This window comes from Paenibacillus sp. T2-29 (assembly GCF_052921365.1).
Window position 1 is genome coordinate 1 of sequence record NZ_JBREVE010000021.1, and the last position, 14,534, is coordinate 14,534.

The 14,534-nt window shown below is 53.9% G+C and carries 1 protein-coding gene; it reads right to left on the bottom strand.

Going from position 1 to position 14,534, the window contains the following annotated elements:
* Positions 1-14,534, bottom strand: a 14,534-nt coding sequence (locus tag ACU1JV_RS27885; protein WP_446724762.1) for an amino acid adenylation domain-containing protein, incomplete at both ends; no start/stop codon positions are given.

The following is a 14,534-nucleotide window of genomic DNA, read 5'->3' on the forward strand; positions in this document are numbered from 1 at the left end:
GAAGCATGTAGTCAATGCGCTCCTGTGGATACATCGTATCCATTGGCACATACGCGCCTCCGGCCTTCAGTACCCCCAGAATGCTCACCAGAAGATCCGCAGAACGTTCCAGCAGTACGCCTACTGGTTGATCTGCTTCAACCCCTTTCGCCCGTAGCACACGGGCCAACCGGTTCGCCTGCTCATTCAGCTCAGCGTAGGATAGCGCCATGTCCCCAGACACCACGGCTATCCGCTCAGGGCTGTTTTTCGCTTGCGCTTCAAAACGCTCGCTGAGCGACAGGCCTTGGAGTGTTCCACGCACGCTATGTGCGTTCGGATCATTGAATACCTTCAGAATCCGCTCGGTTTCTTCTGTCGTAATGAGCTCCAGCTCACCCAGCTTCGCATCCGGGTTCGCCGCCACAGCTTCGGCCAAGCGAATAAAGTGACGAGTCATCCGTTCAACGGTTTCCCGTTGATACAACGCGGTTGCATACTGCAATCCGAACTGGATGCCTGCCTCTTCCTCTCTGGCTTCCAGCGTCAGATCAAACTTCGCTGGCGTTTGTTCCAGGCCGTACGGACGGAAGCTCAGGTCTGCCAGTTGCAGTTCGCCCTCCTCGGTCGTTTGCAGGGTAAACATCGTATCGAACAGCGGATGGCGGCTCATATCCCGCTTCACATTCAGCTTTTCCACCAGTTCTTCAAATGGATAGTCCTGATGCTCGTAGGCTTGCAGGGCGCGAACCTTCACTTCTTCCACGTAGCTGCGGAAGGTATGTTCTGCTGTCGGATAGTTTCGCAGTGCCAACGTACCGACGAACATGCCGAGGATCGGCTCCAAATCCGCATGCGGTCGTCCGGCAATCGGCGTGCCGACGACGATGTCCTCCTGGCCGCTGTATTGGTGCAAGAGGGCGGTATACGCCGCCAGCAACACCATATACAGTGTAGAGCCGGTGTGCGCCGCCAGTTCCTTCAGACGTTCGCTCACTTCGCGTTCCAGTCCGAACACCACGGTATCGCCTGCTGTACTTCGCACCGCCGGACGGGCAAAATCTGTCGGTAAATCCAGTACAGGCAATTCACCCCGGAAGGTGTCGAGCCAGTAGGCTTCCTGACGCTGCATCCATTCCTGATGGGCTTCGCTTTGCTGCCATACGGCATAATCCTTGTACTGTATTCGCAGTGGCGGTAACTCTTCACCGTCGTACAAGCGGACAAATTCTTCAGTCAGTACCCCCATCGACACACCATCCGAGATGATGTGGTGCATATCGAGCATAAGCAGATGTTGGGATTCCTGCTCAGTTCCAGATACGCCCAGATCCACCAACCCTACCCGCAGCAGCGGCGCAGATTTGAGATCAAACGGACGGACAAAGCGACTCACCAGCTCATCCACTTCCTTGCTGGCCATCGTGTCTGTATCCGTAGTCACACCCTCTGCTGGTAGCTTCGTATATTCCACCTCGAACGGTACCGTGTCCTCAATCCATTGCATTGGCTCACTGTCGATCAGGTCAAAGCGGGTACGCAAGGATGCATGGCGAACGATCAATTGACGGAATGCATGTTCCACCCGCTTCACATCCAGCGGACCGCTCACTTGCAGCACCGACGGCATGTTGTAGTTCACATCATGCGGATCGAACTGATGCAGCACATACAGTCGTTTTTGCGCGGAGGACAGGGGATAGAAGCTGCGCTCTTCCGTTACTGGAATGGACGCATACGTCACTTGATCCAGCTGTTCCAGTACAACGGCCTGTTGCTCAATTGTTGGTGCTTCAAAAATACTGCGCAGTGGAAGTGGCTTGTTCAGCTCTTTGTGAATCTTCGAGGCCAGTGTCGTCGCTCGCAGTGAATGTCCACCAATCTCGAAGAAGTTTTCCTTCACGCCGACCTGAGTCAGGCCCAGCACATCCTGCCAGATTTGCGCCAGCTTCACTTCCACCCATGTCCGAGGTGCAACATAGTCGGCTCCGCTTTGCAGGCTGCCCTCTGGGGCTGGCAGGGCCTTGCGGTCGATTTTACCGTTCGGTGTCAGCGGCATTTGTTCCAGCTGTACCACATAGGAAGGAATCATGTAACCCGGCAGCTTCTGGCTCAAAGCGCTGCGTAGCTCACTTGCGACAACTTCCTCATCGGCGACCACATAAGCGCAGAGCTGCTTTTGCCCTTGCTCATCTTCCCGTGCGATGACCACAGCTTCTCGCACTGCCTCCAGTTTCAACAGCTGCGTTTCTACCTCGCCCAGTTCGATCCGGTAGCCCCGAATTTTCACCTGCGCATCGATCCGCCCCTTATATTCCAGCGAACCATCCGCATTTAAGCGTACCATGTCGCCTGTGCGATAGCAGCGTTCTCCGCTACGGAACGGGCTGTCGATGAACTTTTCGGATGTCAGGTCCGGACGGTTGCGGTAACCACGTGCTACCCCGTCACCGCCTACCAGTAGTTCACCCCATACCCCCACGGGCTGAAGCCGCATCGAACGGTCCACAACATACGCTGTCGAATTATGGATTGGTCTGCCAATTGGCACCGATTCCGATTGTACACAGGTGATCGCGTGTACTGTGGAAAAGGTCGTATTTTCAGTAGGGCCATAGATGTTACTGATTCGCAGGGACGGATGGGCCTCCAGCACCCGGTTCATATGTGGTACGGACATCACATCACCACCAACCAGTAGCTCCCGTACCCCCTCGAACAGCGCCAGATTCTGCTGGGACAGCTGGTTAAAGAGCGGTGTGGTCAGAAACATCGTGGTAATGCCATGACTGCGGACAGCTTCCTTAAGCTTGAGCGCGTCCAAAATGACATCCTGACTCACTAACACAAGCTGTCCACCGTTTAATAGAGCTCCCCAAATTTCGAAGGTGGATGCGTCGAAAACAATCGCGCCTGTCTGCAAAATGCGCGTGTCAGCATCCAACTGCGCGTAGTTTGTATTTTTCACCAAACGCACAACATTGCGATGCTCTACCATGACACCCTTCGGCTGCCCCGTCGTACCCGACGTATAAATCACATACGTTAGATCGTTCGGACCGGACAACGGCTCCAGATTGGAGCCATCCTCATGATACACACTCGGTGCCCCACTCAGCACCAGCACGTTTCCATTGAAAGATACCTTGTCTACCAGATGGCTTTGTGTCAACAACAACTCTGCTCCCGAGTCGTCCAGCATGTAGCGGATACGCTCCTCTGGATATGTCGGATCGATGGGGACATATGCGCCCCCAGCTTTCAAAATGCCTAACATACCCACAATCAAGTCTACCGAACGCTCGGTCATCAGACCCACCAGACGATCCTTGGTCACGCCTTTACTGCGCAAGGTACGAGCCAGACGATTCGCACGTTCATTCAGCCCGCGATAGGTCAACTGCTCTCCTTCGAAGTACAGCGCTGGCTGTTCCGGTGTCTGCACGGCTTGTGCTTCGAACAAGCCATGGATCGTTTGATCGCTTGGATACTCAGCAGCTGTATCTCCCCATACACGGAGAATTTGCTCGCGTTCCTGCTCGCTTAACACATCCAGCTCCTGCACTTGAATGTCCGGCTTCGCCACCACCTGCTCCAGCAGCTGTACCAGATGACCCTGCGTCCGTTCCACGGCTTCCCGATCATATAACTTCGCATTGTATTCGAATCGGATTTTCATCGCTTCCTGCGGCATGACGACCAGATTGAAATCATAGTTGGTTTGTTCAATCATCCCTGCATTGCTGATGACAAAATCCGATTCCGCACCTTCGCCAAGCTGCTCGACCTGCTCCTCCACCGGATAGTTTTCAAACACGATAATGTGCTGGATCAGCTCTTGCTTTTGCTCGGTCAAGGCTTGAATTTCATACAGCGGATACGTTTCGTAATCTTGAGAAGCCAGCGCCTGCTGCTGATTCGCTCTAATCAGGTCGGCAAAGGTGTCCTCAGCCTTACTACGGATACGTACTGGAATGGTGTTAATGAACAAGCCCACCATGTTTTCGATCCCTGAAATATCTGCCGGGCGACCCGATACTACACCGCCAAAGACGGCGTCGTTACTACCGTTGTACTTTTGAAGCAGTAAGCTCCATGCCGTTTGTAGGAGCGTATTGGTGGTCACGTGATACTGCTTGGCTACCATTTCCATGCGTCCTGTCAAATGCTTACCTAGGTCGCACAGTACATGCTCAAATTGTTCGCCGTCCGCTTTCGCGCCTACTTTTCCGGTCGGAATCGAAGTTTGTTGATCATAGCCCAGCAAATATTCCTTCCAGTATGAGGCCGCTGCTTCTACATCCTGTGCTTCAAGCCACGCAATATACTGACTGTATGGAGTCACGGGCGCGAGCTTCGGTGCTCGATGCTCTACGGCTGCAAAATAAGCCTCAAACACCTCATCTGTTACCAGCGCCACGCACCAGCCGTCCATTAGAATGTGGTGAGAGCTCCATACAAAATAATAATCCTCATCACCGGTCCGCAAAATCGCCACGCGCATCAATGCATCCCGGGACAAATCGAATCCAGCTGCCTTGTCCTTACGAATAAATTCCTGCACATACGCGTCACGTTCCTGATCATCCAAATGACGCACATCTTCATATCTGAAACCAACATCTTTATGGCGGAAAATCACCTGTACGGGCTCATCCTGCCAGCCGCTGATGAAATTGGCTCTAAAGATCTCATGCCGCTGCGCCAGTTGATTCAAGCTATCTTGGAAAATATCCGCTTGGAAACGTCCGCGCAAATCAAAGGTCGTTTGTTCAAAATAAGCCCCGGATTCTGCATCCATTAGACTATGGAATAACATGCCTTTTTGCATCGGTGTCAAGGCATATACATTTTCCAGTTCCCCGATGTCACGCGTCCGTTCGACCAACTGATCCAGCTCGGCCAAGGTTACAGGTTTAAGCATCACATCACTTGGCGTCAGTTCCTGCTGTTTGCGACCCGCGCAATGCGCGATGATTTCCTGCAGGCTGGTTCTGAGCGCTTCGGCTAGCTGTTCCATCGTTTCCTTGCGATATTCCTGATGGCTGTAGCTGATCGTCAATTGCAATTGACCTTCGGAAATCAGTCCGTTCAGATCCAGGGTGTGCGATCTGGCTGCATGTGCGCTCAGCTCGGCACCACTAGCGTAAGGAGACACGCCAATGGATTGATGTTGCATATCCTGGTCAAATTGTCCCAGATAGTTAAAGCTGATTTCAGGTTCGGTGACCAGACGCTCTTGCTCACATGCTGCAGACAGGTATCTCAGCATCCCGTAGCCAATGCCCTTGTGCGGAATACGGCGCAGCCCTTCTTTCACCTGTTTGATGCGCTGTGAAAGATCTTGCCCCGCACTCATATCCAGCACAACCGGGAATTGAGTCGTAAACCAGCCCACCGTACGCGTAATATCCAGCTCTGGCAAAATGGACTCCCGTCCATGGCCTTCCAGGTTGACGAGTACGCGTTCGATACCCGCCCAGCGATGAATAGCCAGGCCAAGTGCAGTCAGCAGCAAATCATTCATATCCGTGTTGTAGGCACGATGTGCCTGTTTTAATAACTGCTCCGTTTCCTGAGTGGTCCATGTGACCGTCATGAGCTCGCTGTCTTTATTCAAGGATTGTGGTTGCGGCTGGTCTTTTGGAAGCGGCTCATACGCCCCCTGTTCCACTTCCTGCCAGAAGGCGAGCTCTGCTGCCATTTCTGGACCGTTCGTATAGTGAGACTGTCCCTCAGCCCAGTTACGGAACGAATCCGTTTTGTGCGGAAGACGAGCCGTTTTTCCGTTTAATGCCTGTTCATAGGCTGCCGTAAGATCCTCAAACAAAATGCGCCAGGATACGGTATCCACTACTAAGTGATGAATAGCTATCAGCAAATGATCTCCATCGGGGCAATGGAATAGCCCCAGCTTCACCAGCGGTCCTTCGCTTAAATGAATGCCCGCCTGAATTTCATTTGCTTTAGCCTCGATCGCCGCAGACACTTCAGACTCCTTCCTGAAGTCTGCCTGATCCAGCGTATACAGCTCGCCCTCACCCACCGCGCGGTTCCAGGCTTCATATCCGTGCTCCGTAGGACGGAAAACGATCCGCAGTGCATCGTGATGACTAACCATTTGATCCATCGCTGTACGCAGCGCCGCTACATTAAAACCGTCCTGGCTATGCAGCATAATGGACTGATTATGATGATGAGCATCCGTCAGGTTCTGCTCAAAGAACCAATGCTGAACAGGTGTCAGCTTCACAGTGCCCACCACTTGGCTCTGATCTGCCAATCTTGTCACCGATTGGACTTTCAGCGCCAAGGCAGACACCGTCGGATGACTGAACAGGTCTTTCATCTCCAGTCGATAGCCTGCTTGCAGCAAGCGGGACGAGACTTGCAAGGCTTTGATCGAATCGCCGCCCAGCTCGAAGAAGTTATCCTGCGTGCCTACGGCTTCTACGCCGAGCACTCCGGCCCATACCGCAGCCAGCACTTGCTCCACCTTGGTACGCGGGGCCACATAGGAGGCTCCCGTATGGATGCTGCCTTCTGGTTCTGGCAAGGCCTTGCGGTCGATTTTGCCGTTGCGGGTCAGTGGGATCGTCTCCAGTCGCATCAGGCGTGCTGGCACCATGTGCGCTGGCAGTCCGGCTTCCAGCTCGGTCTGTACTTCCTCGATCCGCAGCTCGGTTTCTCCCGTGAGGTATCCGCACAAATACTTGTGCCCACGCTCATCCGTTCGGTCGATGACTACGGCTTGACGCACACCCGGCACCCGCTGGATCGCCGTTTCAATCTCGCCCAGCTCGATCCGGTAGCCCCGGATTTTGACTTGATAGTCCATCCGGCCAATAAAGTCCACATTGCCGTCCAGCATCCACCGCGCCAAGTCACCTGTGCGATACAAACGTTCACCCGGCACGTACGGGTTCGCTACGAATTTCTCGGCTGTCAGGTCTGCACGGTTCAGGTATCCCCGTGCCACGCCAGCACCGCCAATGCACAGCTCGCCCAGTACACCGATTGGCACCGGATTCAGCTGGCTGTCCACGATGTAGAAACGTGCGTTCAGCCATGCCTGACCAATCGGCACATTCCCGCTGCTTGGCAGCTTCGACAGCTCTTCGTCGTAGAAGCTGGAGTCAATGGCCGCTTCCGTAACGCCATAGCTGTTGATGATGCGGATATCTGTGCCAAACCGTTCTTGCAGCACTCGGTAATCCGTCACGCTGCAGCTGTCCGAGCTGGTGATCAGCAGTTCCAGACTGCTCATGTCAAGGCCCTGTTCATGCACATGCTGCATAAACGGTACGATCAGGGCCGGAGTCGATTCGAACACGGTAATCTGGTAATCGCGAATCCATCCGTACAGACGGCTTGGATCAATCCGGTCGTTTTTCGGACAAATGACCATCGTGCCCCCGTTATAGAGCGTCCGTGCAATATCACCGACGAACACGTCGAAGGAGAAGCTGGCCAGTTGCAGCAGTCGTACCGGGAACTGGTTCAGACGGTAATCCCGGCGATACGCCGCAGCTGTATTTACCAGGCTGCGATGTTCGATCATGACGCCCTTCGGACGTCCGGTTGTGCCAGAGGTGTAAATCACATACGCCAGATCGTGCGGTTCATTGATCGGTTCAACGTCTGTCGTATCACCGGTGTACAGTGACTCATCGTCCAGCGCTAGTACGGTATGCAGACGCAGCCCTGTTGCCGATTCGGATGCTGCTTCGCTGTCAGACTTCGAATCTGCTGTTCCATTTAGGTTTCCATGAAGAGCACCTGATTCCATCGTTTCAGCGCCAGCCGCTGTTTCCAGCTCACCCTCAGTCTGCCCTTCGACCAAGGCCTGATCGCTTTTCTCCAGCCATGCCTGGGCACGCTCCTGCAAACTGGTTTGCGTGAGCAGCACCGTCGCACCGCTATCCTCCAGCATGAAACGAATGCGTTCGGACGGATAATCTGCATCCAGCGGCACATATGCGCCTCCAGCCTTCCACACCGCCAGTACGCCGACCAGCATGTTTACCGAGCGTTCACTCCAAATGCCAACAATCGACTCGCGTCCGATACCTTCATTTCGCAATCTACGCGCCAATTGATTTGCACGTTCATTCAGTGTGCGGTACGTAAGTTGTTGCTCTTCGTACACCACCGCCACATGATCCGGTACAAGCTGGGCCTGTTCTTCCACGTAGGTATGGAACAGTGCTCCTGCTTCAACCGCAGTAACATCTGATACGCCTACATCTCCAAAACCATAGAGGATTTGTGCTTTTTCCTCGACAGTCACCATATCCAAAGCGGACAGTGACTGCTGTGGGTGAAGTGTAATGGCTCGTACGAGTTCGGTAAAATGCTGCGCAAAGCGCGCGATGGTCTCAGGCTTGTACAGCGCCGTGCTGTATTCCAGACTGCACAGAATGCCTTCTGACTGCTCTACGGCATCCAAGGTCAAATCAAATTTGGACGTATGATCGTCCGTCGGATACGGCTTGAAGGTCAGCCCTTCCAGCTCGAACTCCTGCTGCTCAAATGTTTTCAGCTCAAACATTGTGTCAAACAGCGCATTCCGGCTCGTATCCCGCGTTACATTCAGCTTTTCAACCAGCTCCTCAAACGGATATTCCTGGTGCTCATACGCACTGAGCGCATGCTCTTTGACCTCTTGCAAGTAGTCCAGGAACGTTTTATCACCAGACGGATAATTGCGAATCGCCAGTGTGTTCAGGAATACGCCTACTAGGCTACCCAGCTCCGCATGTGGTCTTCCGGCAATCGGCGTGCCGACGATGATGTCCTCTTGACCCGTGTATTTATGCAAGAGTGTGCTATACGCTGCAAGCAACACCATGTACAAGGTGGATCCGGTTTGCGCGGCCAGCTGCTTCAACTGCTCGCTGTCCTCCATGCAGATCGCAAACTCAAATCGAGTTCCTTCCAGACGCTGTACGGCGGGTCTTGTAAAATCCGTTGGCATATCCAGCGCCGGAATTTCACCAGACATCGTGTTCAGCCAATAGCTTTCTTGCGCACGAAGACGTTCACTTTGCATATCTGCATGCTGCCAAACGGCATAGTCCTTGTACTGAATACGCAGTGGCGGGAGCTCCTTGCCTTCGTACAATTGAGAGAACTCCTGCACGATAATTCCTTCTGTCACGCCATCCGAAATAATATGGTGCATGTCATAGAGCATAACGTGACGCCCCGGTCCGTTTTCGATCAACTGAACCCGCAGCAACGGGGCTTGTGCGAGATCAAAGGCACGTACAAAGTCCTGTGCGTACTGCGGTGTCTCTTCTTCGCTTGCTTGCACATACTCCACGCTGAATGGGACGTTAGCTTCAATCCGCTGAATCACCTCGCCATCCACCATCTCGAATCGGGTTCGCAAGGTTTCATGACGGGCAATCAGCTGGCGGAAGGCTTGTTCCAGTCGCTTTTTATCCAAGGAGCCTTCGATAATCAAAGCTCCTGGCATGTTGTAGCTCACCTCTCCGCCTTCCAGATGACTCAGCACGTACATCCGTTTTTGCGCCGAGGAAACGGGATAATATTCGCGCTCCTCCGCCACAGGTATGGATACATACATTTGCTGGGTCTGATCTTCACCCATCACCTGTACCAATTGCTCAATCGTCGGATATTGGAAAATATCTCGCAAGGCCAGCTTGTGATTCAGCTCCTGATGGATTTTCGCCATCAGTGTTGTAGCGCGCAGAGAATGTCCTCCCACTTCAAAGAAGTTATCCTGGATGCCTACCCGCTGATGATTCAGAACGCTTTGCCAAATACGTACCAGTTGCTCTTCCAGCGGTGTCCGCGGCGCAACATACTCCGTGCCTCCTTCGAGGCGCGCTTCCGGTGCTGGCAACGCTTTGCGGTCAATTTTTCCGTTTGGTGTCAGCGGGAATTGATCCAGTGGTACGACATACGTCGGGATCATATAGCCCGGCAGTTTGGGCTGGAGTATGCTGCGCAGCTCCGGCAAATTCAGCGCCTCCGAGGCTACGACATACGCGCACAGATCTTTGTCTCCGTTTTCGTTTTCCCAGGCGGTGACGATGGCTTTCTCAATGCCATCCACAGTCAGCAGCTGCGCTTCCACCTCGCCCAGTTCAATCCGGAAGCCCCGGATTTTGACCTGATCATCCATTCGGCCGATAAAGTCTACATTGCCGTCCGGCATCCACCGCGCCAAATCGCCTGTGCGGTACAGTCGTTCGCCCGGTACGTACGGGTTCGCTACGAACTTCTCGGCCGTCAGGTCCGCACGGTTTAGGTACCCCCGTGCGACCCCGGCTCCGCCGATGCACAGCTCACCCAGTACACCGATCGGCACCGGATTCAGCTGGCTGTCCACGATGTAGAAGCGGGCGTTCAGCCACGCCTGACCAATCGGCACATGACCGCTGCTTGGCAGCTTCGACAGCTCTTCATCATAGAAGCTGGAGTCAATCGCCGCTTCCGTGACGCCATAGCTGTTCATGATGCGGATATCTGCGCCAAACCGTTCTTGCAGCATCCGGTAATCCGTCACGCTGCAGCTATCCGAGCTAGTGATCAGCAGTTCCATGCTGCTCATGTCCAGCCCCTGTTCATGCACATACTGCATAAACGGTACGATCAGGGCCGGAGTCGATTCGAACACGGTAATTTGATAATCACGAATCCAACCGTGCAGACGGCTAAAATCAAGTCGGTCGTCTTTCGGACAAATGACCATCGTGCCGCCGTTATAGAGCGTCCGCGCCATATCCCCGACGAACACGTCGAAGGAGAAGCTGGCCAGTTGCAGCAATCGTACTGGGAACTGGTTCAAACGGTAATCCCGGCGATACGCCACAGCTGTATTCACCAAACTGCGATGCTCAATCATAACACCCTTCGGACGTCCGGTTGTTCCAGATGTATAGATCACATACGCCAGATCGTGCGGTTCATTGATGTGATCGACGTCTGTCGTATCTCCCGTGTACAGCGACTCGTCGTTCAGCGCTAATACAGTATGCAGACACAGCTTTGTTGCCGATTCAGATGCTGCTTCGCTGTCAGACACCGAATTTGATTTCAAGCTTAAGTCTTCATTCAGGTTGTCTCTTTCCATCGTTTCAGCACCAGCCGCTGTTTCCAGCTCACCCTTAGCTTTTTCATCGCCCAAAGCCACGTAGCTTTCATTCAGCCATGCTTGTGCGCGCTCCTGCAGGTCGGTTTGAGTTAACAGCACCGTCGCACCACTGTCCTCCAGCATGAAACGAATGCGTTCGGACGGATAGTCTGCATCCAGCGGCACATATGCGCCTCCAGCCTTCCACACCGCCAGTACGCCGACCAACATGTCTACCGACCGTTCACTCAGAATGCCGACAATCGATTCGCGTCCGATACCTTCATTTCGCAATCTACGCGCCAATTGGTTCGCACGCTCGTTCAGTTTCCGGTACGTAAGCTGTTGCCCCTCGTACACCACTGCCACGTGATCTGTTACAAGCTGTGCCTGTTCTTCCACATAGGTATGGAACAGGGCTCCTGCTTCAACCGCAGCAACATCCGTTACGCCCACTTCTCCAAAACCGTAGATGAGTTGCTCTTGTTCCTCATCGGTTACCATATTCAAAACTGCCAGTGGCTGCTGCGGATGATAGGCAATCGCTCGAACGATTTCCGCAAAATGCTGTGCCAATCGCGTCATGGTCTCCCGCTTGTACAGCACTGTGCTGTATTCCAGACTGCACAGAATGCCTTCCGGCTGCTCTATCGCCTCCAAGCTCAGATCGAATTTTGCCGTTTGATTGTCCAGTGGATAGGAGCTCAAGCTCAGCCCTTCCAGCTCGAACTCCTGCTGCTCCATTGTTTTCAGCTCAAACATCGTGTCAAACAGCGCATTCCGGCTCGTATCCCGCGTTAAATTCAGTTTTTCAACCAGCTCTTCAAAAGGATAGTCCTGATGCTCATAAGCATTAAGTGCCTGCTCCTTGACCTCTTGCAGATACTCAAGGAACGATTTGTCGCTGGATGGATAATTGCGAATCGCCAGCGTGTTGATGAAGACACCGACCAGATTACTGAGCTCCGCATGCGGTCGTCCGGCAATTGGCGTACCGACAATCATGTCCTCTTGGCCTGTGTATTTGTGCAAGAGTGTGGTGTACGCCGCCAGCATCACCATATACAGGGTAGAGCCGGTCTGGGCAGCCAGTTCTTTCAGGCGTTCACTAACCTCACGCTCCAGTACAAATTCGACCGTATCCCCTGCTGTACTCTGCACCGCTGGGCGGGCAAAGTCCGTAGAGAGATCCAGTACAGGCAGTTCACCTTGGAAAGTGCTCAGCCAGTACGCTTCCTGACGCTGCATCCATTCCTGATGGGCTTCGCTTTGCTGCCATACGGCATAATCTTTGTACTGAATCCGCAATGGCGCCAGCTCTTCACCGCCATACAAACGGACAAACTCATCAGTCAGGACCTCCAGGGACACCCCATCTGAGACGATATGGTGCATATCGAGCATAAGCAGATGTTGGGATTCCTGTTCTACTCCTTGAAGGCCCAGATCCACCAAGCCTACCCGCAGCAGCGGCGCAGCTTTGAGATCAAACGGACGGACAAAGCGCCGCACCAGCTGTTGCGCCTCTATGTTGACCCTGGTGTACGTATCTGTAGTTGTGTCCTGATCTGTATCCGCAATCACATCTTCTGCCTGTATCTTCGTATATTCCACCTCGAACGGTACGGTGTCCTCGATCCATTGCATCGGCTCATTGTCCACCAGCTCAAAACGGGTACGCAACGTCGCATGGCGGGCGATCAGTTGACGGAACACGCCCTCTACTCGTTTCACATCCAGTGGACCGCTTACTTGCAGCACCGACGGCATGTTGTAGTTCACATCCTGCGGATCGAACTGATGCAGCACATACAGTCGTTTTTGCGCCGAGGATAGTGGATAGAAGCTACGCTCTTCCGTTACCGGAATGGACGCATACGCCACTTGATCCAGCCCTTCCAGCACGGCTGCCAATTGTTCAATCGTTGGTGCTTCAAAAATACTGCGCAGAGGAAGCTGCTTGTTCAGCTCTTGGTGAATCTTCGAGGTTAGTGTCGTCGCCCGCAGCGAATGTCCGCCAATCTCGAAGAAGTTTTCCTTCACGCCAACTTGCGCCAGGCCCAGCACATCCTGCCAAATTTGCGCCAGCTTCACTTCCACCCACGTCCGCGGTGCAACATACTCGGCCCCGCTTTGCAGGCTACCTTCCGGTGCCGGCAGTGCCTTGCGGTCGATTTTGCCATTTGGACTCAGTGGCATCTGCTCCAGCTGTACAAAGTACGATGGTACCATGTAGCTTGGCAGCTCCTGCCCCAGCGCACTTCTCAGCTCGCTGGCACTGATTTCTTGCCCCGCGACATAGTAGGCGACCATGTGTTTTTGTCCCGTTTCATCTGCACGAGCCATGACCACGGCTTCGCGTACCGATTCCACTTGGAGCAACTGCGTTTCGACCTCGCCCAGCTCAATCCGGTACCCCCGGATTTTCACCTGATGGTCGATCCGGCCCAGATATTCAATGTTCCCGTCCGGCATCCATCTCGCCAAATCGCCGGTGCGGTACATCCGCTCATACCCTGCTTCCCCGCCGGCAAACGGATCGGCTACAAATTTCTCGGCCGTCAGCTCTGGACGGTTCAGATATCCTCGTGCTACGCCGACACCGCCGATGCACAGTTCACCTGCCACGCCAATTGGCTGCAATTGCTCCGTGCCTTCCTTGACGATGTACAGACGAATGTTTTGAATCGGTTTCCCGATCGGAATAACCGCATATTCCTCTAACGGCTCGCAATCGAAGTACGATACGTCCACCGTCGCTTCGGTTGGGCCATACAGGTTGACCAGCTTCGCTCCAGCCAGGCTCGACACGAGCCGCTGGAACCTCGCCACATGCTGTGGCGGCAACGCTTCACCACTGGCAAAGACATGGCGCAGTGTGCCCAGCTTCGCTTGCATCACTTCTCGTGGCTGCTGTTCCACATACTCCAGGAACGCATGCAGCATGGCTGGTACAAAGTGCATCGTACTCACGCCATCGCGGGCAATCGTTTCGACGATGTCTTCCGGGTTCTTTTCCCCGCCGACCGACAGCAGGCTTACCTTTGAGCCGACCATCGACCACCAGAACAGCTCCCACACCGACACGTCGAAGGTGAAGGCGGTCTTTTGCAGAATCGTATCTTCTGCACCCAGGCCGTAGCGATCATGCATCCACAAAATCCGGTTTAACACAGAATGGTGCTCCACCATTACACCCTTCGGTTTTCCAGTGGAACCGGAGGTGTAGATGACATAGGCGACATGGTGCGGCCCAGCCAGGGGCTCCAGATTTGAACCATCTTCGTGGTAAATATTCTTGCCAGCCTGCTCCTGACGATCTAGCACCAGCACCTGACCGTCGAAACTCCGTGATGCTTGCTCCGCCAGATGCGATTGCGTCAGCACCAGCTTCGCGCCTGAATCCTCCAGCATAAAGCGGATGCGGTCGGCCGGATATTCCGGATCG